The organism is Synechocystis sp. FACHB-908, assembly GCF_014698595.1.
Lineage (GTDB): Bacteria > Cyanobacteriota > Cyanobacteriia > Cyanobacteriales > Microcystaceae > Synechocystis.
In genome coordinates this window covers 94,032-116,628 of sequence record NZ_JACJTH010000010.1, presented here as the reverse complement: position 1 = coordinate 116,628, position 22,597 = coordinate 94,032, and the positions used below count along the sequence as shown (strand labels likewise).

The following is a 22,597-nucleotide window of genomic DNA, read 5'->3' as shown; positions in this document are numbered from 1 at the left end:
TTTATATATCTTGGAAGCCTCAGTTATTTTTCCTCCAGCTTCTATATAAGCTACTACCCTTTGCCTTAAATCTAAACTGTAAGCCATTGTTTAAACCTGTTCATTTTGTACACTCCATAATTTTACATTAAATTCTCTCATCGTTAATTGAAATGACTATAGATTTGACTATTTTCATATACCAAAGGAAGCAGTTAAGATTTTCTTAACACTTTGCATCAGCTCGGAATTTTCCCAAAACAGGTAAAATCATTTACACTGAAATTGCTTTGTTTAACTTTTAGGGATTATTCCTGGTGCTCACTGCTCAATCTGAATACGTTAAAAAACTCCGTCCTCTTTTGCCACCGGAAGCATTCCAAGCCGATCCCAAGAAATTAGTTATTTTAGGTTTAAACCTAGGTATTTATGTTGCGGGACTAACCATCGCTCGTCATCTCCATCAGTGGCCTGGGCAATGGCTTTGGTTATTTTTGCCCATGGCCCTATTAATGGGTAATAGCGTCACCGTATTTTTATTCGGTAGCCACGACCTGATGCACGGTAGTGTGCTCAAAAAACGTTCTAAAATTTCTTACCTGATTAGTTTATTAGGTCTTTCCCTCTGGTGGATGCCCCCTAGTCAATGGCGATCGCTCCATAATCAAGTTCATCATAATAACACCAATAGTTTGCGGGACCCTGACCGAAATTATCTGCACGAACAGCCGAAAACTTGGGGAAAATGGATTCATCACCTGTTTGCTCCCTCGGGAGAAGTTAATACCCTTTGGTTAATTTTTGGCATGGGTACTGCCTGGGGTGTACATAATTTTCGTAACCTGATTTCCGTACTTTTCTTCACTGGTGGTAACGCCGATTTTGTTCCGGCTGCTTTTACGGTTAAAGCCCAAGACCGCCAAAGAATTTGGTTGGAATTAGCAGCCATAGGGGCAGTGCATTTAAGCATTTTGTTTTACCTGCAATTCCAATTGATTCCCATTATTTTAGGCTACTTTTTGCCGATTTTCCTGGGTCATGCTATGGGCATGTTTTATATCTACACCAACCATTTGGCTTGCCCGATGACGGATATTAATGATCCTTTGGTTAATAGTGTTTCTTTGCGGATGCCCAAGTTATTTGATTGCTTACATTTTAATTTTTCTTACCACACAGAGCACCACTTATTTCCCGACGTAAATTCCGATTATTATCCTTTAGTGCAGGATTTGCTACAAACCCATTATCCTGGGCAGATGAATTTGTTGACTGCCAAAGAAGCCTGGAAAATGTTACTGGAAACTCCCCGCCATTACCAAGGGGAAACAACCCTAGTGGGCTACAACGGTGGTGAGACGATCGCCTGTCCATTGCCGAAAAATGTCCCCGATTTAACCGAGACCAAAGTAACCGCATCGGTTTAAATGCATCAACTGAATTTTGCCAACAATAATTGCCATGGATATCAACACCCTACTGGAACCCTATAAAACCGCCGGCGTTAATCTGGGTCTGGAGCGCATCCATGGCCTACTGGCCAAGTTGGGCAATCCCCAGGCAAAAGTGCCCTATGTCCATGTGGGGGGCACCAATGGCAAGGGATCGGTGTGTGCCTATCTGTCCAGTGTGTTGGCGGAAGCGGGCTATAAGGTGGGCCGCTACACTTCTCCCCATTTAATTGATTGGCGGGAAAGGGTTTGGCTTGATAACCGTTTCATTGATGACGCTAGTTTAATCGGGGCATTGCAACAAGTAACGGCGATCGCCCCGGCGGATAGTTCTGATCGCCCGACTTTGTTTGAGGTGTTTACTGCGGCGGTGTGGCTTTATTTTGCCCAGGCAGAGGTGGACATCGCGGTGATGGAAGTGGGGCTGGGGGGCAGACTGGATGCTACCAACGTCCCAGAACCTTGTTTGCTTAGCATTATTACCTCTTTAAGTCGGGAACATTGGCAGGTTTTGGGGCCAACCGTAGCTCACATTGCCAGGGAAAAAGCTGGCATTCTCAAAGCCCAGAGGCCAGTATTTTTAGGCAACATTCCCCCAGAAGCGCAGGCAGTTTTTCAAGAACGCATTGCCGAATTACATTGCCCCGATTATTGGGTTACCCCCGCCATTGCCACGGAAAAAAATGGTCAACCCTGGGCTAGTTGGCAAGGTTTTGAATATCCCCTGGTCCTATTGGGAGATTTTCAGCTACAAAACTCGGCCCTGGCGATCGCCGCTTTGCAGGAATTAAAACACCAGGGTTGGGATAAATTAACACCGGAGGTTATCCAACGGGGCATGGGTAAAGCTGTCTGGCCTGGACGATTGCAGTGGGTGGACTACAACGGACAAAAAATCCTTTTAGACGGGGCCCACAATCCGGCGGCGGCCAAAGCTCTGGCAAACTATACCCATGGGTTAGTTGATCAATCGGATAATTACCTGCCCACCATTACCTGGGTGATGGGTATGCTCAGCACCAAGGAACATGACCAAATTTTTCAGCATTTACTTCGTCCCGGCGATCGCCTGTTATTAGTGCCAGTGCCGGACCATGACAGCGGGGATTTACCAACGTTGGAGCAGTTAGCCTGGCAGATTATGCCGGATTTAAAAGAGGTTACACTGTTTGATGATTGTTTTACAGCCTTGGAAAGTTTAGAGAAAACCAACGAAAATTCTGAACAATTGACTGTTCTCTGTGGTTCCCTTTATTTAGTGGGCTACTTTTTAAAAAGATTACAGTCTTCCCACTAATTATTTCTAGAAATTCTGCCCTAATTTAATCCGATTCATATTATTGCTATCATCGGTTTATTCCGCTTAACTCCCCTGGTCCCCGTGGGCATTTCGCTGAGCCATATCGCCCCTGCGTCAAGGATAATGCAGGGAAACCAATTGTTGCCAAGCTTTTATTAGTTTATAGGATAAATAAATTGATTAAATTACTTATTTATTTTGTTATTCTTCCCATTGCTATTTTCCTGCTGGGAAATCAGCCCGCGATGGCAGTGGCCAATACTAACTCCCCAGATCAGACCCTGCCGGTTTTAGTATGCTTTTCCGGGGGAGAAGAAATTTTTCGTAAAAATGTGGTGGAAGGCCCCTTTGCTGATGAATATAAATTCGCCCATGAAATAAAAGTTTCCGACAGTGAAGGACAACACTGGGTTAATTTTAGTGGGGGTATGTGTGTGATTGATCAAGGGGAAGTTTTCAACAAAAAACAGCCAAAATTAACGGACAACTTAAGTTGTTATTCAGGAGCTAAAAAAGTTGTAACTTTTGATGTTTATGGAGAAGAAACAACCATTGACGAATACGTTGAAGGTAGAACATTTCTAGCAAAAGCCAGTGGCAGTGTAATTGCTTCCAATTCAATTCATCAATATTTATTATTTGGTAGTGGAACCTGCATTGGAGAAGAAATAGGAGAGGATTGATTAATCACCATGGCAGAGTTTAAATTTGCCGGGATTGATGTCGGTTTGTAGTGGCGATCGCCTGATGTTAGTGCGTTGCCTGATCATGACAGTTTTTTTAGGTCCTCCCTGCCTAGTGGGGGATTTTTCGTGCAGTAATTTTGGTTCTTTTCGGCCCAGTTGATACCATGGGGGCGTTTCCTTTGCCCCCAAATCAGTATGGATTTCCCCACCTTAAGTTCTTACCTCCATCACCATCGACCAGGGGAAGACATTCTTGCAGATTTGCACACCGATCCAGGTTTAGGTCTGACAGCGGAGGCGGTGGCCCAGCGTTACGAACAATATGGCCGCAACGAATTGAAATTTAAACCGGGCAAACCAGCTTGGTTGCGTTTTCTGCTGCAATTTCACCAACCTCTGCTCTACATTCTGCTCATTGCTGGTACGGTTAAGGCTTTTCTCGGCTCCTGGACCAACGCCTGGGTTATTTGGGGAGTTACCCTAGTCAACGCCATCATTGGTTACATCCAAGAAGCGAAAGCAGAAGGGGCGATCGCCTCCTTGGCCAAGGCAGTAACAACAGAAGCCACAGTGTTGAGAGATGGGCAAAATCTACGGATTCCTTCCCAGGATTTAGTCATCGGTGACATTGTTTCCCTCGCTTCGGGGGATAAGGTGCCAGCGGATCTAAGGCTGTTAAAAGTGCGTAATCTCCAGGTGGATGAGTCGGCTTTGACGGGGGAAGCAGTGCCGGTGGAAAAGGCGGTGGAACTTTTACCGGAGGAAACGCCCCTGGCCGAAAGGTTAAACATGGCCTATGCGGGGAGCTTTGTCACCTTTGGTCAGGGAACCGGGGTGGTAGTAGCTACTGCCAATGCCACGGAAATGGGGCAAATTTCCCAATCCATGGAAAAGCAGGTCAGCCTCATGACCCCTTTGACCCGTAAGTTTGCCAAATTTAGCCACACACTGCTCTACGTAATTGTTACCCTGGCGGCCTTCACCTTTGCGGTGGGTTGGGGACGGGGTGGTTCCCCTTTGGAAATGTTTGAAGCGGCGGTGGCCTTGGCCGTTAGTGCCATTCCCGAAGGTTTGCCTGCTGTGGTGACCGTCACCTTGGCGATCGGGGTGAATCGCATGGCTAAACGTAACGCCATTATCCGTAAACTGCCCGCTGTGGAGGCGTTGGGTAGTGCCACGGTGGTTTGCTCCGATAAAACTGGGACCCTAACGGAGAATCAGATGACAGTGCAAGCGGTGTATGCGGGGGGCAAACATTACGAAGTTAGCGGCGGTGGTTACAGTCCCAAAGGAGAATTTTGGCAAGTGATGGGAGAAGAAGTGGATAACGTTTTGTTGGATGGTTTACCCCCAGTGTTGGAAGAATGTTTGCTGACGGGCATGCTCTGTAACGATTCCCAACTGGAACATCGGGGGGATGATTGGGCGGTGGTGGGGGATCCCACGGAGGGAGCACTGCTAGCTTCGGCGGCCAAGGCTGGTTTCAGTCAAGCCGGTTTGGCAAGTCAAAAACCCCGTTTAGATTCCATTCCCTTTGAATCGGATTATCAATACATGGCAACTCTCCACGATGGGGACGGCAGAACAATTTACGTCAAAGGTTCAGTGGAGTCCTTACTACAACGGTGTGAATCCATGCTCCTCGATGATGGTCAAATGGTTAGCATCGACCGAGGGGAAATTGAGGAAAATGTTGAGGATATGGCCCAACAGGGTCTAAGAGTGTTGGCCTTTGCTAAAAAAACCGTGGAGCCCCATCACCATGCGATTGACCACGGGGATATTGAAACAGGGCTAATATTTTTAGGTTTACAGGGCATGATCGACCCGCCACGACCGGAGGCCATTGCCGCAGTCCACGCCTGCCATGACGCTGGCATTGAAGTGAAAATGATCACCGGCGACCACATCAGCACCGCTCAGGCGATCGCCAAACGGATGGGTATTGCCGCTGAAGGGGATGGCATTGCTTTTGAAGGACGACAGTTGGCAACCATGGGTCCGGCAGAATTGGCCCAAGCCGCTGAAGATAGTTGCGTGTTTGCCAGGGTAGCTCCAGCACAAAAATTACAACTGGTGGAAGCTCTACAGGAGAAGGGTCACATTGTCGCCATGACGGGGGATGGGGTGAACGATGCCCCAGCTTTAAAACGGGCTGACATTGGCATTGCCATGGGTAAAGGGGGCACAGAGGTGGCTAGGGAATCCTCCGATATGTTGCTCACGGACGATAATTTTGCCTCCATTGAAGCGGCGGTGGAAGAAGGACGCACCGTTTACCAAAATCTCCGTAAGGCGATCGCCTTTTTGCTGCCGGTTAATGGCGGGGAGTCCATGACCATTTTGATCAGCGTTTTACTGGCGTTGAATTTGCCCATTCTTTCCCTGCAGGTGTTGTGGTTAAACATGATCAACTCCATCACCATGACTGTGCCCCTAGCCTTTGAAGCCAAATCACCGGGCATTATGCAACAGGCTCCCCGCAATCCCAACGAACCCCTAATTACCAAAAAGTTACTGCACCGCATTTTACTGGTATCCCTGTTCAATTGGATTCTAATTTTTGGCATGTTCGAGTGGGTTAATCGCACCTATGACGACTTAGCCCTAGCTCGTACTATGGCCATCCAAGCCCTGGTGGCCGCTAGGGTGATTTATCTACTCAGCATTAGCCAGTTAGGGCGTAGTTTTCTGGGCTATGTGACGGGTAAACGTCAAACCATTACCAAAGCCTCCATACTGTTACTGGGCATTGCGGTGGCGATCGCCTTACAAATTGGTTTCAGTCAACTGCCATTTATGAATGTATTGTTCAAAACTGCTCCCATGGACTGGCAACAGTGGGCAATCTGTTTACTACCTATGATTCCCATGGTGCCCGTGGCCATTCTGGCTAACCGCCTTGATCCTTAACCACTGTTGGGGATTTGTAGTACCTGCCGTAGTAACGAAAACCTTAAAATTAAGCCGATGGAATCCAAAATTTTGTTTGACACTAGGCAATGCAATTAGAAGATACTATTGCGGCGATCGCCACGGCCATTGTGCCCCAGCAGGGAAGCATCGGGGTGGTGCGACTATCGGGGCCACAATCCCTCACCATTGCCAAAACTTTATTCGATGCACCGGGCAACCAAACTTGGGAAAGTCATCGCATTTTGTACGGCCATGTGCGCCATCCCCAAACCAAAGCGGCGATCGATGAAGCCCTACTCCTATTGATGCTAGCGCCCCGTTCCTACACGAAAGAAGACGTGGTGGAATTCCAGTGCCATGGCGGCATTATGCCCGTGCAACAGGTTTTACAACTGTGTTTGCAACAGGGGGCCAGGCTAGCCCAGCCGGGGGAATTTAGTTTCCGGGCCTTTCTCAATGGTCGGTTGGATTTAACCCAAGCGGAAAGCATTAGTGAATTGGTGGGGGCCCAATCTCCCCAGGCAGCGGCGATCGCCTTGGCGGGATTACAGGGCAAATTAGCCCAACCGATTCGGGATTTGCGCAACACCTGTTTAGATATTTTGGCGGAAGTGGAAGCACGCATTGATTTTGAAGACGATTTACCGCCCCTGGATGAAGATTCAATTCGTCAGCAATTGCAGAATTTGTACCAACAATTGGAGGACATTTTAAACACAGCCCAGCGGGGGGAATTATTGCGCACGGGTTTAAAAGTGGCCATTGTCGGACAGCCCAACGTGGGAAAATCTAGTCTGCTCAATGCCTGGAGCCGCACCGACCGGGCGATCGTCACAGATCTACCGGGCACGACGAGGGACGTGGTGGAATCCCAACTTGTAGTAGAGGGCATTCCCATCCAGGTATTGGATACGGCAGGAATACGGGAAACAGCGGATCAGGTGGAGCAAATCGGAGTGGAACGCTCTCGCAAAGCGGCCCAACAGGCGGATTTAGTTTTGCTGACGGTGGATGCCCACCAGGGTTGGACAGAAGCGGATCAATTGATTTATGAGCAAGTCAAAGACCGCCCTTTGATTTTAGTCATTAACAAAATTGATTTAGGCCGGGCTGATTTGGTCAGTTATCCACCAGAAATCACCAACACAGTGTTAACTGCAGCCGCCGCTAATCTAGGCATTGAAGCTTTGGAAAATGCCATTATTGAGCAAGTAAATCAAACCAATTTATCACCGCAAAATTTGGACTTTGCCATTAACCAAAGGCAAGAGGCTGTTTTAACGGAAGCTCAACTGGCGCTCAAGCAATTGCAACAAACCATGGCGGAACAGTTACCCCTAGATTTTTGGACTATTGATTTACGTTTGGCTATCAATGCCCTTGGGCAAGTGACAGGGGAAACGGTAACAGAATCAGTCTTAGACCGTATTTTTAGCCGCTTTTGCATCGGCAAGTGATGGGCGGGTCAGCCTATATGCCAAAGGATAATCACTATAAATCCTTAATTATTTTGGTTAGCGACAAACTGATTAACTAGTTCAACATCAATATCTAACTCCTTGGCAATTTCGGCGATCGTAAGACCTAATTTTTTCAACAGAGGTATAGTTTCCAGTTTTCCCTCGAGCCGACCCTCTAGTTTCCCTTCCAGTTTGCCCTTAAGTAAACCTCGTTGTTCCCCTTCCCGTAAAATTTCTTGATAGACAGCGGATTCCTTCATAATTTCACTCCTTAAAATCGTTTTGATCAGCTCAGGGGCCAGCAGGATTCCTCCAAAAACAGAAGTTGCTGCCATGAGATTTGCTTTAACTCGATTATCCTCAATCTGTTCCAATACAGTCGCCACTTCCCTCAATTTTAATGTAGGGTCAGAGGTCTGCGTCAATACCGCTAGGGGCAACAACCCTGGACTTTGGAGAAATGCTTCCGATGGTTGCTCCCAAAGCCGAATCGCTTGGTAACGGTGCAAAGTCTCCCCCACCTGAAAACTATCCTGATAAACTAAATCATTGTTACTACGTTTCAGGTAGATAACGAATTGGTGCATCGTTTTCTGGGGGAAACGGCGATAAACCCTTACCCGATAGTCCAACATCCGAAAACCCATGGTGGGGTCAGGTTCCGTTTGGAATTCCAAATGTAAAACCAAGTCTTCCGATTGCTCCAAAATTAGGGAGTCAGCCCGAATTGGCTCCAGGGATAATTCCGTTGGACTGAGCTTGGTCAATTTGATTGGTCGTCCCAGCAACCAGGCAGCATAGTCTTCGGAAAATGATTCGGCCAGAAATTTGCACAGATTGTCAAACATACCCAAATTCTAAGGGTCTAATCGAATCCATCTAAAATTACCCAAAAGCCTTAAACCTTCTGTGATGTTACCCCAGGCTGCCATTAACCGAAAATGATTATAAGCATCAAATTCAGTCAAAGTAATGGTTGAAAGCTCCTCAACCAACTTATTCACACTGATTCCCCTAGACTTCGCAAACTGTTTGAGTTTGGAGTGCTTACGATCAGGCATCCGTATCGCCAAGAGCTTTCTATCTCTTGTGATTTTAGTTCCACTTCAACTGGTAAAGAGAATTAGTATCACGATCCGAAATATACAGTTCATGAGATTTATTAGGATTAAATGCCAGCCCTGAAATACTATTAAGCTTTGACTGATATCTCCATTCCAATTTTGCAGTTTTCAAATCGAAAGCGGCAATCCACCCAGAGCTGTAGTCGGCAACGAAAAGAGATTTTCCATCGCTAGCAAGTCCCGAAGGTTTGTCTAGCCAATTTTCTGAAATAAAAGTTTCCTGAGGCACATTGTAAACATAAGAATATTCTGCAAGAACTTCCATAGGAGGAATCCAAGCTTGGCCAAGTTCCGCTATCTTAGCAAGATCTCCATGAGTTCTTACCCAGTTACTAATAGCCTCTGGTTCATCTCCATCCATTGAGACACTTTTAACATCTTCCCAGCTAATTATTCCAGTGCCAACTTGTTCTTTATCGTATTGATCTGACCAACTTTTGACAATGGTTTGTACATTTCCCTCCGTAGTAGCTATTCTCTCAACTTTGCCCATACCAGTATTGGAAAAGTAGAGCCAATCATCTAGCACCAACATTCCGCTAGGTATATCTTTGTCACGTTTGAAATCAATTTCTGGGTAACGCCAAACAATGCCATCGCCATGAAAACCATTACCTTCCTGGTGATCTCGGTTAAAGTCATAGCGCATTAAATGCCCATTACCCAAGCACTGCTTATTGCTGTCTCGACTACCACAGCCATCTAGCAAGAAATAGGCATTACCCTTGTCATGGGCAATTCCCATGGCTAACGGACTTTCATGCAACATATCCAAGTGGCTCCCTTCACGCGGCCAGTAACATTGCTGAACGCTAGAATTCCAATAAGTTAAAGGACATCCTTGTGAAAGAGTCAAATCACGGTCTGGATCATGTCCGTTCCCAGGTTGCGGCCAATCTTCTAGATATTTCTTAGTTTGTCCAGCCAAAGCATAGGTGCTTGCCGAGAACAAAGTAGGACCCATGAAATGGTTATTAACAAAATTTTTATTTCGCTCAGGATTTTTGATGAAATTCATTCCCCGTAACTCGTTGATCGAGTCATTTGAGACTGCGAACGTGTCATCATAACCAAATGCAATGCCGGTTGGTTTGGCTAGAAAATGCTCAGCGTAGGCATCACTTTTAACTGATACTTCTAGGTTAGACTCTCCAAGATTTGTTAAAGTTGCGATTGAGTCATTGCCATGATTGACTACCCACAGTTGATTGGATTGATTAGGTCTAAATGCCATTCCTGCAGGCTCATACAACTTGTCTTCTAGAGGGATTCTTGAAAGCGTCATCTTTGGCTGTGCAGATAACTGCTGCAGTCCGATCGCCATTCCGAAAACTAGGAATATTGACACTATGAGAACTTGGACAAAACGAGTTTGCTTCATTGATATTTGGTGCATAAATACTTGTGGAGTGCTTAGGTAAAATATATCCAAATTTTACGGGCGATCGCCGTTTGGCAATGAATTATTCCCTTGGACAATTAATGGCTTTGAATTGAAGCAGTTCGGCGGGGCCAGCCCAGCCAAGGGGCTTGGGGGAAGGTTTTCGCTCAAACGTTACCTGACAGTCTTGACCGTAGTTGATGGTTTGATTTTCTAGGTCTATGGATTTCAACGTTGCCGCCACGTCAGGATTCTCTTTAACATAGTTGACCATTGCCTCCAAATCTTTGACGTTCTGATATTGAGGGGGCAAAGCGGCGATCGCCATTGGAGAAAAAGATAAAGTAATCAGTGCGGGAATAATTTGCTTCATATTGTTGCTACCGATGCTTTCGCTTCACCTTACATCAAAACCTACCAGTCGTAAAAATAATACAATTTCGCGAAAAGAGCCCGATTTCATTACTTGGCTGATTTTTTGATCATACTAATAGTTAGAATTAAAGATGTGAACGCTGTCCTAGAACCACTCCGATCATTTTGGTTGAATTAGAAACTATAGCGAAGATCGAGACGGTTAGAACCAACAGTCACTGAAACCTTCTCGGAATAAACGTTTTGAAGTTGAAAGTGTCTCGAATAACTCACTTTTTGCTATAGTTAAAACACAAAATATTTCTCCCAAATTTCTTATTTTGTTCCACCATTATTAAGATAATAATTTTTATGATTACTCCCCTTTCTTGGCAAGCTTTAGCTGAACTATCCGACTATCAGGTGGATACGGTTAATGGTCCCACCAATGCCCAGGCAACTCTGAGATTATTTGGACAATCAAAGGAGTCTTTACAAGTTACTCTTTATCGCGATAACCATGCCTGGTGCCCCTATTGTCAAAAAGTTTGGTTATGGTTAGAAGAAAAGCAAATTCCTTACCGAATCAAAAAGGTGACCATGTTTTGCTATGGGGAAAAGGAGGATTGGTATAAAAAATTAGTGCCATCGGGAATGTTGCCTGCCTTGGAACTGGATGGTAGATTTTACACTGAAAGCGATGATATTTTAATAGCCTTAGAAAAAGCTTTTGGACCATTGCTTTGGGCGATGGAAGATCCATTGGTATTACCCCTTAGAAAACTAGAAAGGTTACTGTTTCGAGCCTGGTGTAATTGGCTCTGCTACCCTGCCATGTTTCCCGGTGCTGATCAACGGAATCAACAACAGTTTCAACAGGTGGTGAATCAAGTGGAAAAAGCATTGGAAAAATTACCTGGCCCGTATTTCTTACCAGAATTTAGCACTGCTGACATCGTTTTTGTTCCCTACGTGGAGCGCATGAATGCGAGCTTGTTTTATTACAAAGGTTATTCCCTAAGGGAGGATAATCCCCGCTTAAAAGACTGGTTTGCGGCGCTGGAAACCCGGATGACCTATAGGGGTACCCAGAGTGATTTCCATACCCATGCCCATGATTTGCCGCCCCAAATGGGTGGTTGTTACTCCAACGGTAGTGTCCAGGCCCAGCAGAATCAACAGCGGGTGGACAACGGCCCTTGGTTTGGTTTACCCGATGCCACCTGCCCGGAACCGGAAAATGTTAAGCAAGAGGCGATCGCCAGGGTGGTGAAACACCACGAAAATATTATTAAGGTCAATGCCCATAACCAGGGGGAAAAGTTTGATCAAGCTCTGCGCTGTGCGTTGACCCTACTGGCCACGGGGGAAAAATGTGCGGCACCCCAGGGTACAGACCAAGCATTGCGTTATCTGCGGGATCGGATTAATGTGCCCAGGGATATGTCCATTTATGCAGCTAAACATCTTCGTCAAGCTTTGGAAACCACCGCCAGTTTAGTGGGGGACAGCGAAGGAGAACCCATTCCAGTGCGCCACCGCCGGGATCAAGACCCAGCAAATTTTCGCTGATCCGTCCTTGTTTTCGGAGCCCGTTCCAAAGATGCGATCGCCCCTTGGCAATCTTCAAATAACTCTAGGGAAGCCTGTTGCTGGCCAAAACAGAGTTCCTGATGGACGGTGAAAATGGTGTCGTAGGCGCCGGCCTGGGGAAATTGTTCCGTTAACTGTTGATATTCCCGGTCAGTTCTCCCCGGTGTCGGTTCTAAACCTCTTTGCTCCTGCAACATTTGCAACGTGGCCAAGTACAAATATCGGCAGGCTTGGTAATAATCTCCTTGGCGGGCGGCCTGCTGAGCAGCTTTGAGCCAATGGTTAACTCCGGGATTTGGGGGCGAAAAATGGGGATTGAGATCAACGTTGCTCAGATTCTGCCAATATCTCTGCCAAGTTTTGCGGTTAAACCAAATAGCGGCGATCACCAAGGCAATAATTAACCAGAGTAAGCCGTGGAAAATTAACTCTTCCCACCACTCCCAATTGGGAATGTCCAGCCCTGGTATCGGCGGCACTCCCTGCCACAGGCGATCGGTCTGCCAAGCCAGCCATTCCCGTCCATTTTGGGTTAACTGTTGCAATTCCCAGGCAAGGTTACTTTTTTGGTAGGTGGTGTCCATAGCAATGACTCCAGCAAGGGGGAAGAAAACCTTTAACCAATGGGTTTACGGGCTTTAATTAACTCAATGGCTTTGCTCACACTTTCGGGGAACACTACCACCAAACCCTTTTCCTCTACCTGATCTAAAGCCTTATTCAACGCTACAGTTTCGTCCAAAATTACCTCATAGGCCGCGCCGGGATTCTCCTGCAAAATGCCTTTAACAATTAAATCCGCTGTTTCTCCCCCACTCCGGCCCCGTTTATCATCATCTTCTTTGACAATGATCCGGTCAAATACCTGGGCCGCAATTTGTCCCAGTTCAATTAGATCACTATCTCGGCGATCGCCAGGGCCTCCCACCACACCAAAGCGTTGACCGTGCCAGTTTTTGACAAAATCCCCCACGGCCCGATAGCCCGCCGGGTTATGGGCGTAATCCACCAGTGCATGGTACCGACCCAGATTGAACAAATTCATCCTTCCAGGGGTCTGTTCCGCTGAGGTGGTGAAAGTCCTTACTCCTTGGCGAATAACTTCAACATCTAAGCCATTAACAAAAGCCGCCAGACAGGCTGCCAGGGCATTGGCAATCATAAACGGTGCCATCCCCCCCATGGTCATGGGAATCAATGTGGCCTCTTCCACCCGCAGAGTCCAAGAGCCTTCCAAAATGGACACATAACCAGACTCATACACCGCCGCAATGCCATTCCGCCGTATGTGGTTTTGGATAACAGGATTATCGGGGTTCATGGAGAAATAGGCCACTTTGGCTTTCACTTTGTCTGCCATAGCCGCTACTAAAGGATCATCCGCATTGAGCACCGCATAACCACTGGGGTCCACCACCTCTGCAATGACGGACTTAACTTTGGCCATTTGTTCGATGGTGTCGATGTCTCCCAAACCGAGGTGATCCGCCGCCACGTTGAGCACTACCCCCACGTCACAGGTATCAAAAGCAAGACCTGCCCGTAAAATGCCTCCCCGGGCCGTTTCTAACACTGCCACCTCCACCGTAGGATCCCGCAAAATTACTGCGGCACTCTGGGGCCCCGTATTATCGCCTTTTTCCACGCAGTATTCGTTGATATAAATGGCATCGGTGCTGGTGTAACCCACCGTTTTGCCCGTTTGCCGATAAATGTGAGCCAAGAGGCGGGTGGTGGTGGTTTTACCATTAGTCCCCGTCACGGCCAAAATGGGAATGCGGCTGGGGGTACCGGAGGGAAAGAGCATATCCAATACTGGTGCGGCCACGTTACGGGGCAGACCCTGGCTGGGGGCCACATGCATACGAAAACCTGGAGCGGCGTTAACTTCCACAATTACTCCGTTGGTTTCCCGTAGGGGCTTGCTGATGTCGGAGGTCACCACGTCAATGCCGGCAATGTCCAAGCCAATGACCTTGGCTACCCTTTCCATCAACCAGATATTTTCCGGGTGAATATCATCGGTGCGGTCAATGGCTATGCCTCCCGTGCTGAGGTTAGCGGTGGCCCGCAGGTAAACCACTTCATCCTTAGGTAAAACACTGTCTAGGTTATAACCCTGGCGTTCCATCACATCGATCGCCGTTTTATTGACCACGATTTTAGTGAGGATGTTGGCATGGCCATCGCCGCGATTGGGATCCTGATTAGTTTTATCAATTAATTCAGTGATGGTGGAAGTGCCATCCCCGGTTACATGGGCTGGAATTCTTTCCGCCACCGCCACTAGCTTGCCATTGACTACCAAGACCCGGTGGTCACTGCCCTCGTAGTAACGCTCCACAATAATGGAACGACTTTTGGACTCCTCAGCGGCCAGATCATAGGCGGCGATCGCCTCTTCCCAATGGCGCACATTGATGGTGATCCCCCGACCATGGTTACCGTCCAGGGGTTTAATTACCACTGGATAACCCCCGACATCATTGATGGCTTCTTCCAAATCATCAAAATATTGGATAGTGGTGCCCCGGGGAACGGGAATGCCCGCATCTTGGAGAATGGTTTTTGTACCTTCCTTATCACAGGCCAGTTCAACCCCCAGAATGCCGGAATGGGAACTAAGGGTGGCCTGAATTCTCTGTTGGTGAACCCCATAACCCAATTGCACCATGGCCCTGGCACTGAGCAGCATCCAGGGAATTTTACGGGCATCGGCTTCAGTGACAATGGTTTCTGTGCTGGGCCCCAGGGCTGAGTTAGCGCCCAAATCCCGTAAATCTTCCAGATCCTTTTCCAATTCTGTCAGGGAATAATCCCCCGTATCCACCAAGGAACGACACAAGCGCACCGCGGCTCGGCCAGCGTAACGTCCTGCCTGTTCATCTACGTATTCATAAACAACGTTATAAATGCCTGGGGTGGAGGTTTCTCTGGTGCGACCAAACCCCGCCGTCATCCCCACCAACTCCTGTAATTCCAGGGCCACATGCTCGACTATATGGCCCATATAGGTTCCCTCCCGCACCCTTGCCAAAAAGCCGCCCCGGTGTCCTGGGGAGCAAAAATGTTCTACAAGAGAAGGCAACACCCTGATCAACCCTTCATAAAAACCAGGAATACTGTTGGAGGGTCGCTCCGCCAAATCCTCCAGGTCGAGGCGCATTACAATTAACTTCTTGCGTCGAATGCTCCAGTAGTTAGGGCCGCGGAGGGTAAGGGTTTTAAGAATTTTCATGATCTGTGTCAGTCAAGAACCAATGCAAGAAGCGCAACACGCCGACTATCATTCTCAAGCTAGGCCTCTGACTGAAACTGTTCGCTGTGAACAATTGATCCGAGTCAGCCCCCAGGGTCAGGGAACCTTACCTGCCTTGGGTCATGGCTAGGTTACCCGGGGAAAGGCCCGCTGTTTTACCTGATGATAAACCTCCCCATGGACAAGGATATTGAGCCGCAAATTATGGAGACTCAATGGGGCATTGGCCCCCACCAAAGCGGCGTTAGTGTAGCTCATGTCCCTGGCATCGACAAAGGAGACTGTGCCTTGGCCAATTACCTTAACGGAACCGTCCCGCTCAAACATGGCGCAGGTATCTTCATCAATACCCAAACCCAGCAGCTCAGGATGGGTAGAGATGGCACTCAACAGCCGGGCCATGCGATTACGATTGTGAAAGTGCTGATCCACCACAATTTCCGGCACAATGCCCAGCCCCACCGCCATATCCACCAGCGCTCGATTGGGCCATTCACCGCTACTGCCCCCGGCGATCATGTGATGCCCCATTACTGCCGCCCCCGCACTGGTGCCCGCTAAGCTTATTTCCCCGTTATGTACCCGCTGACGAATGCGGTCCATTAGGGGAGTGTCCGCCAACAGGCCACAGAGACGCAATTGATCCCCCCCGGTCATGAAAATACCTGTACACTGTTCCACAAACAATCGGTAGCCACTGTCATCCCCCTGGGCACGGTCACGGATGTCCAAGACTTTTAACTCCTTGACCCCCATGTCGCTAAAGATGGTTTGATATCTCTCCCCAATCAGTAGGGGCTCCCGAGATGCAGATGGAATGATGCCAATAATGGCGTCGTTGCCACCGGAACGCGACCAAAAGGTTTGCAAAATTTCACGGCCGTGAACTTTATCTTCTGCACCACCAATAATTAAGATGGCCGGTTGGGAGGATAGGGGCATTGTCAACTCTTAGGGGTTCAGTTCTCTGATCAGCAGACTAATATTATCTTGACCGGACAAAGAAAAAAAGTCCATGCCAAGAGTTTTTGTGGGCAGTTTGACAACTATTGGGGCGACTTAATCGGCGTTGAATGCCCCGACGAAATTACAATTATTAGTTGGATAGGTTTAACCCATGGTTACTGCCATGGTCAAAGCTAGTTAAATTTAGTCAAATTTAAGTTCAATTAACCAGTGTGAGCGATTTTAGCTCTTAATTAATTAGGTGAATTACCTTGAGTATCCGGATTAACAGTATCTGGAGTAACAGTGGGCTCAACTCCGGGGGATGGGGATGCGGGAGCATTGATTACATCTTTCGCACTTAAGCCGTCGGTTTGGACTCCTAAAAACCAGAGGGCAGAGGCCGCTTCTCCCCTAGTTACGGGACGCTGGGGTTGAAAGATAGTGATGTAACCAAACACTCTTTTCAGGTTGGCTTGATCGCCGTTTTGGAAGTCGGCGGCTAGGGCGGGCCAAATGTTGGGATTGATTTTGGCCGCGTCCTGAAAACCCCAGGTTTCTTTGATATTTTCCAGGCTCGCATTGGGCAGGGCTCGGCGTTGATCTAGGGGCACTTTCCAACGGACTAAATCTTCCCTGGTTAGGGGCGCATCGGGGCGAAACTGACTAGCAGTGGGGTCGTTGGTGAGGCTAGAGGGGATTAAGCCGGCGTCGGCTAAACCTTGAATTTGAGCAAAGTCGGGATGGGTGGGGGGAACGTCGGTGAAAAGAGGGGTGGCGTTACTGGGAGCGGGGCGGATTTGTTTACTGGGCTGGTTAGCAAAAAAGACGTTATTGGCCTGAAATAACCAACGGGCAAATTCTCCCCGACTGATGTTACTTTGGGGCGCAAATTCCTGACTTGTTTTGGCTTGCACAATGTCTAGTTGAGCTAAATCCTCAATTTCTTCCCTTTGGCGATCGCCTACTTTGTCTAGATCGCTAAAAGTGCCAGTGGAAAAGGTGGCCGTGGGGGTAGGTTCCGGTGTGGTGGGGGTATCCGGCTCCGTAGTTTCTGGGGTCGGAGTGGGGGAAACAGTGGTGGTGGGACTGGGGGAACTACCCAGGGAAGGATTGGCGGCAAAACGATCCTGCAATGCTTGGTTGCCGCTACAGGCCCCCAACAGGGCGCAAAGTCCGGCAATTAAATAGGGAAAAAACGACGAAGATTTTTGAGCCATTGACAACAGGGAATGATTTTGGTGTGAAGAGGGGAAAATTAAGCCGCAACTGTTACGTAGGCAGAAAAGGAAGTTGGCTCTGGGATAGTTAATCCTTCTAAACGCATTCCCTCCAAGTGAAAGGCGATCGCCTCCGACATATTTTGTTCAACTTCTTGCTTCGTTTTTCCTGTTGCCACACATCCTGGTAAATCGGGAGAATAGGCGGAAAATCCCGTTGTTGTCGTTTCAATGATGACTAAATACTTCATAAAGTAATACCTGATTGCTTGAGAAGATTGCTTGAGAATACTGGCTAGTGTCCCAGGGGCTAATTCGTCACTGGGTTTGCCCAGTACAGTTACCAAACCTGCCTTGTGGGGGTGCTTCAATTGCCGATGACTTCCCCGTATTCGAGCTACGTACCAACCATCCCGTTCTAAGATTTTGAGGATTACTTTAACCTTCATCGTTTAGGGATAATTGGTTTTATTGGCTCTAATCATGGTGAGAGTTTTCTGAGCCATTGGCGGCACTGCTGGCTAAATTGGGCAACTTTTTTGAGCAACAGGGGAGTAATGCCCCCATAGATCCTATCAAATCGGTAATGGAAAAGGAGATCCAGCACGTCATCATAGCGGAGGTAACTCAAGTAGGTCACCCCCAAATCAATCTGGCGATCGCCGAATTCGAGGTAAACCCGTTGGCTTAATTTTTCTGTCCGTTGCCAGGGTTCAGCAAAATGGGCTTTCATGGCCTGTTCATATTTTTCAAAAGCTTGTACATGACCCCGGAGATAATCCGCCACAAAAGGAACGGCAATATTGGCTCCCTGCATACCATGGCGGATGCCTTCCCCCCCTAAAAAGTTCACCGTTGATACCGCATCACCGATCGCCAGCACGGAGCCCCGATGGTATGTATCCCCCTGGTTAACGGCATAGTCCAGCACAGAGCCGTGAATTTCCTCCAGATGGTATTGGGATTTTTCCAGTTTTAAATAATCCCGGATAATAGCTTCAGTGTAGGAACGGAGCGGCTTCAATTCGCCCAAATAACGGTGTTGCCCGGCAAAAATTGCTGTCCCTACCTTTAACTGGTGATTATCCATGGGAAAAATCCAGGAATAACCCTGGGGACTCCAACGGTAACCGAGGAAAAAAACTAGGGTATCCGCAAAACGTTGGTGGGTGGTTTCATCTACTGTAATCAAATATTCCGTACCAATGCCCCGATAATATTGGTTGTTATCCGTCGCTTTGGGTTGCCCACAATTAATCACTGCCCGTTTTGACCCCGTTGCATCAATGAGTACCTGAGTTTTTACTGTAACTTTTTCGACTTTCTCCACTGAGTCACTACTTAGGGAATTTTTACTAGATCGCCGCAGGGTAACCTCCAAACCATCACCAACTTGCTGGTAACCCCAAAAGCGGTGCCCCAACCACACTTGCCCCCCTGCTTTCGTGACCGTATCCGCTAAAAATTGTCGCAATTTAGCAAAATCGAACACCACACCCCGGGGTTGATCGCTGTACCATATTTGTTCCTTTTCCGTGGCGGCGATCGCCAAATTGCGCCAATAACGGGCCACCACCCCCGGGGGCAGATCGAACAATGCCATGGTTTCCAAAGGACTAGCCGCGCTGGAGTAATTATTTTGGCTAAAATTTGAATGTTGCTCCACTAGCAGGACTCGGACACCTTGTTGGGCCAACTGTCGGGCACATTGGCCCCCGGCCGGCCCCGCCCCAATTATCACCACTGCAAACTCTTCCATCCTTTCCTCAGTTGGCTCCTCATCAACACAGTCAAAACATCATCAAAACACCAACGGGCCAATTTGTAATGTCCCCATCCCAGCCCCACCCACCCATTGCTACTTTTGAGCCGGAGAGTTTTCTCATTCTGGTGGTGGATGACGTAAAAGAGAATATTTATGTGATTTCGGAACTGTTGGAAGGGGAAGGTTACAGCACTACTTTTGTGACCTCCGGGCCGGAAGCTTTGCAACGGGTGACCCAGGCCCAACCGGATCTCATTCTGCTGGATTTGATGATGCCCGGCATGGATGGGCTGGAGGTGTGCGATCGCCTTAAACAAGATCCCCAAACCAGGGATATTCCGGTAATTTTTCTCACTGCTAGCAACGAAAAACAAGATTTGCTGCAAGCCTTTGCCAAGGGGGCAGTGGACTATGTCACCAAACCCTTTAGCCCGCCGGAACTGTTGGCTAGGGTAAAAACCCACCTGGAACTGAAACAAACCAGGGATAATCTACACCACACTCTCCTGGAACAGGCCAGGACCGCCGAAGCCCTGGCCTGTACTTCCACCCGCCTGGGTATCCTGGTGCAAAATATGCAAGCAGGGGTGTTGATGACCGACGCCCAGGGCACCATTGTGGTGGTCAATCCCGAATTTGCCCGGCTGTTTAATCTGGGTTTTCCCGCCGACCTTCTGCTGGGCAAAAATTTAACGGCGATCGCCCCCCGCATTAATGGCTTGATATCCCATGGCCAGGGGGTAACCCACAACTTTTTGGCGATCGAGTCCCCGGAACCCCTGCTAAAAGTGGAACTTGCCCTAGAGGATGGGCGCTTTTTTGAGCGAGATTATGTGCCGATCATGTTGGGGGATAGCTCCCAGGGTCATTTTTGGCTTTACCGGGACATCAGCCAACGTAAACAGGTGGAAATGATTCAGGGACAGTCCCTGGAAATGGAACGGCGCATGCGGCAACAATTGGCCGAACAAAATCAGGAATTGGTGGCGGCCACCACGGCGGCGGAGGCAGCTAATCGGTCTAAAAGTGAATTTTTGGCCACCATGAGCCACGAAATTCGCACCCCCATGAATGCCATCATCGGCATGACCGGATTATTACTAGACACGGACCTAACCACTCAACAAAAATATTTCGCCCAAACCATCCGCAACAGCGGGGAAACCCTGCTCACCTTAATTAACGATATTTTAGATTTTTCCAAGATTGAGGCCGGCAAATTAGACCTGGAAGTGTATCCCTTTGATTTGGGGCAATGCCTGGAGGAAGCCTTGGACGTGGTGGTGCCGAGCGCCCGGCAAAAATCCCTCACTCTGATCCGACGTTTTCTCACCCCCATTCCCCCCAACCTCCAGGGGGATGTGACTCGCCTCAGGCAAATTTTGGTTAATCTCCTCAGCAATGCGGTCAAATTCACCGAGGCAGGACAGGTCAAGGTGACGGTGGAAGTGGTGGACCACGACGCAGCTAAGGGGGAATATCAAATCTGTTTTGCGGTGCAGGATACGGGCATTGGCATTGCTCCTAACCAACAACAGGCTTTGTTCCAGGCCTTTAGCCAGGGCAATTCTTCCATTACCCGTCGCTTTGGCGGCACTGGGTTAGGCTTGGCCATTTGTGTGCGGTTGACTGCTTTGATGGGGGGCACCATCTGGGCTGAAAGTAATGGCTGTGTGGTGGGAAATCCCCCTGAACTTTGGCAGATAGGGCAACCGACGATCGAGGGTTCGACTTTCTATTTCACAGTCAATTTAACGGTGCTGCCCAGTTGTGCCTATTCTGTCCATAATTTGCGCCACTCCCTCTTCATTGGGCGATCAGTGTTAGTGGCAGATTACGATGAGGGCCGGGGCACCAGAATGCGAAATCTTTTGGCCAGTTGGCGTCTCCAAGCGGAGCAAATTACCTTTTCCTCCCCCGCTAAACTAGGGGAAGATCTCAAAAGCAGATTAACTCAAAAAAACTATGGTGCCCTCATCCTCCATTGCCCCTATCCAGAGGGCCGGGGAAAGCAGTTCACCGATTTTGACTTAGGGAAAATTACAACCTGGGCCCCTACGGAACAGGACATTCCAGTGTTAGTAGCCACGGATATTTATCTATCCCCAGGGGAGCGCTACAGCGGCGACAAACCACCGGTGCAAGCCTGGATCAAGAGTCCCATTAACCCCGATGAGCTTGAAAATACCTTGGTGGACGTGTTGGGGCAAACTGAGCCCCCGACCCTGGTGTCTACGGAGGCAATTAGCGGGCCTTTGTTTCCCTATTCCTCCTCTAATTTAACTATTTTGTTGGCGGAGGATAACCTAATCAATCAGCAGGTAGCTAAGCTTTTACTGAAAAAGTTGGGGTACCCAGTGGATGTGGTCAATAACGGTCAAGAAGCTTTATCGGCTTTGGCAAAAGGTGATTATGACGTGGTGTTGATGGATGTGGAAATGCCAGAAATGGACGGTTTAACCGCCACGGAGCATATTCGACGGTCCCAGGGCCGGAGTGAAAGGCCTTGGATCATTGCGGTGACAGCCTATTCCATGGAAGGCGATCGGGAAAGGTGTTTGGCCAGCGGCATGAATGATTATGTCAGTAAGCCCATTCGCCTAGAAGCCTTACAACAGGCCCTACAAGTGGCCGCCACTGCGCTCCAGTCCACCAGCCAAGATCGGATGGCTACTGTTTCCTGTGTTAGTGCTTTTGAGGCTAAACCATCCCCTTCTAGTCCCTGCCCAGAAGATCCGGCTGGCACAACTTTACCCCCCATTGACCAAGACATAATCTGTTCTCTACGGGACTTGGATCGAGAGAATGGTCAGTTAATTCTTCGGGAGATTATCGATATCTATTGCCAAACGGCGCCGGAACTATTGCAACGGATCAAACTGGCGATCGCCAATCAAGATTGGGGAAATTTGAGTTCGGCCGCCCATACATTGGGTTCTAGCAGTGCTAATTTAGGGGCGGTACTCCTGGCACAACAGGCTAAAACTTTGGAAAATCTGACCCGCCAACGGGACTCCCGGGCCATGGACCCAGGGCATTTCCCGACCTTAGCGGCCAGCTACGAAAGGGTGCAGGGAGAACTGAAAACTATGCTTGATCGCCTCTAGAAAAGTCTTGCTAGGCCTTAGTTGGTTAGAATACGGGATGTTTTCTGTGACAAGGTA

Annotated in this window: 17 protein-coding genes; 7 read left to right on the top strand and 10 right to left on the bottom strand. The window is 48.4% G+C overall.

All coding sequences use genetic code 11. The annotated features are described in order from the left end of the window. A partial coding sequence (locus tag H6G46_RS03085; RefSeq protein ID WP_242021163.1) for an IS630 transposase-related protein occupies positions 1-87 on the bottom strand: 87 nt, incomplete at its 3' end. Positions 88-296: 209 nt separating this feature from the next. On the opposite strand from H6G46_RS03085, the gene H6G46_RS03080 reads away from it, so the two are divergent. The 5 genes from H6G46_RS03080 (at position 297) to mnmE (ending at position 7,789) form a co-directional block, all read left to right on the top strand. Then, positions 297-1,406 carry a fatty acid desaturase gene (locus tag H6G46_RS03080; protein WP_010872529.1) on the top strand — a complete coding sequence of 370 codons (1,110 nt, stop codon included), beginning with the start codon at positions 297-299 and terminating at the stop codon, positions 1,404-1,406. Between the two features lie 34 nt (positions 1,407-1,440). Next, positions 1,441-2,727, top strand: a complete 1,287-nt coding sequence (locus H6G46_RS03075) for a folylpolyglutamate synthase/dihydrofolate synthase family protein (protein WP_010872528.1) — start codon at positions 1,441-1,443, stop codon at positions 2,725-2,727. Between the two features lie 248 nt (positions 2,728-2,975). Then, positions 2,976-3,413, top strand: a complete 438-nt coding sequence (locus H6G46_RS03070) for a hypothetical protein (protein ID WP_010872527.1) — start codon at positions 2,976-2,978, stop codon at positions 3,411-3,413. Between the two features lie 198 nt (positions 3,414-3,611). Further along, entirely contained in the window at positions 3,612-6,329 is a 2,718-nt protein-coding gene (locus tag H6G46_RS03065) for a cation-transporting P-type ATPase (RefSeq protein ID WP_010872526.1), read from the top strand. 89 nt (positions 6,330-6,418) lie between these two features. After that, positions 6,419-7,789 carry a tRNA uridine-5-carboxymethylaminomethyl(34) synthesis GTPase MnmE gene (gene mnmE / locus H6G46_RS03060; RefSeq protein ID WP_010872525.1) on the top strand — a complete coding sequence of 457 codons (1,371 nt, stop codon included), beginning with the start codon at positions 6,419-6,421 and terminating at the stop codon, positions 7,787-7,789. 44 nt (positions 7,790-7,833) lie between these two features. Here the strand turns inward: mnmE and H6G46_RS03055 are convergent, their stop codons facing one another. The 3 genes from H6G46_RS03055 to H6G46_RS03045 form a co-directional block, all read right to left on the bottom strand. Then, positions 7,834-8,640: an Rpn family recombination-promoting nuclease/putative transposase gene (locus H6G46_RS03055; protein ID WP_010872524.1), complete on the bottom strand. Its 807-nt coding sequence runs from the start codon at positions 8,638-8,640 to the stop codon at positions 7,834-7,836. 247 nt (positions 8,641-8,887) lie between these two features. Next, positions 8,888-10,297: a hypothetical protein gene (locus H6G46_RS03050; protein WP_223211360.1), complete on the bottom strand. Its 1,410-nt coding sequence runs from the start codon at positions 10,295-10,297 to the stop codon at positions 8,888-8,890. An 82-nt stretch (positions 10,298-10,379) separates the two neighbouring features. Next, a complete protein-coding gene (locus H6G46_RS03045; protein WP_010872522.1) occupies positions 10,380-10,670 on the bottom strand; it encodes a hypothetical protein in 291 nt (96 codons plus the stop codon). 353 nt (positions 10,671-11,023) lie between these two features. Between H6G46_RS03045 and H6G46_RS03040 the strand changes: the two genes are divergently transcribed. Further along, a complete protein-coding gene (locus tag H6G46_RS03040; protein ID WP_010872521.1) occupies positions 11,024-12,223 on the top strand; it encodes a glutathione S-transferase family protein in 1,200 nt (399 codons plus the stop codon). Here the strand turns inward: H6G46_RS03040 and H6G46_RS03035 are convergent. The 6 genes from H6G46_RS03035 to H6G46_RS03010 form a co-directional block, all read right to left on the bottom strand. Next, positions 12,199-12,828 carry a DUF4129 domain-containing protein gene (locus tag H6G46_RS03035; protein WP_010872520.1) on the bottom strand — a complete coding sequence of 210 codons (630 nt, stop codon included), beginning with the start codon at positions 12,826-12,828 and terminating at the stop codon, positions 12,199-12,201. The genes H6G46_RS03040 and H6G46_RS03035 overlap by 25 nt on opposite strands. A gap of 32 nt (positions 12,829-12,860) precedes the next feature. Next, entirely contained in the window at positions 12,861-15,482 is a 2,622-nt protein-coding gene (gene cphA / locus H6G46_RS03030; RefSeq protein ID WP_010872519.1) for a cyanophycin synthetase, read from the bottom strand. Positions 15,483-15,629: 147 nt separating this feature from the next. After that, positions 15,630-16,445 carry a cyanophycinase gene (locus tag H6G46_RS03025; RefSeq protein ID WP_010872518.1) on the bottom strand — a complete coding sequence of 272 codons (816 nt, stop codon included), beginning with the start codon at positions 16,443-16,445 and terminating at the stop codon, positions 15,630-15,632. A 257-nt stretch (positions 16,446-16,702) separates the two neighbouring features. Continuing rightward, positions 16,703-17,668, bottom strand: coding sequence for an S-layer homology domain-containing protein (locus H6G46_RS03020; protein WP_010872517.1), 966 nt, complete (start codon positions 17,666-17,668; stop codon positions 16,703-16,705). A 38-nt stretch (positions 17,669-17,706) separates the two neighbouring features. Next, on the bottom strand, positions 17,707-18,117 hold the full coding sequence (locus H6G46_RS03015) for a type II toxin-antitoxin system HicA family toxin (RefSeq protein ID WP_010872516.1): 411 nt from the start codon (positions 18,115-18,117) through the stop codon (positions 17,707-17,709). Positions 18,118-18,149: 32 nt separating this feature from the next. Continuing rightward, positions 18,150-19,427: an NAD(P)/FAD-dependent oxidoreductase gene (locus H6G46_RS03010; RefSeq protein ID WP_010872515.1), complete on the bottom strand. Its 1,278-nt coding sequence runs from the start codon at positions 19,425-19,427 to the stop codon at positions 18,150-18,152. Between the two features lie 68 nt (positions 19,428-19,495). Here H6G46_RS03010 and H6G46_RS03005 point away from each other — a divergent pair, with 68 nt between their 5' ends. Next, positions 19,496-22,540 carry a response regulator gene (locus H6G46_RS03005; protein WP_010872514.1) on the top strand — a complete coding sequence of 1,015 codons (3,045 nt, stop codon included), beginning with the start codon at positions 19,496-19,498 and terminating at the stop codon, positions 22,538-22,540. Positions 22,541-22,597: the final 57 nt, after the last annotated feature.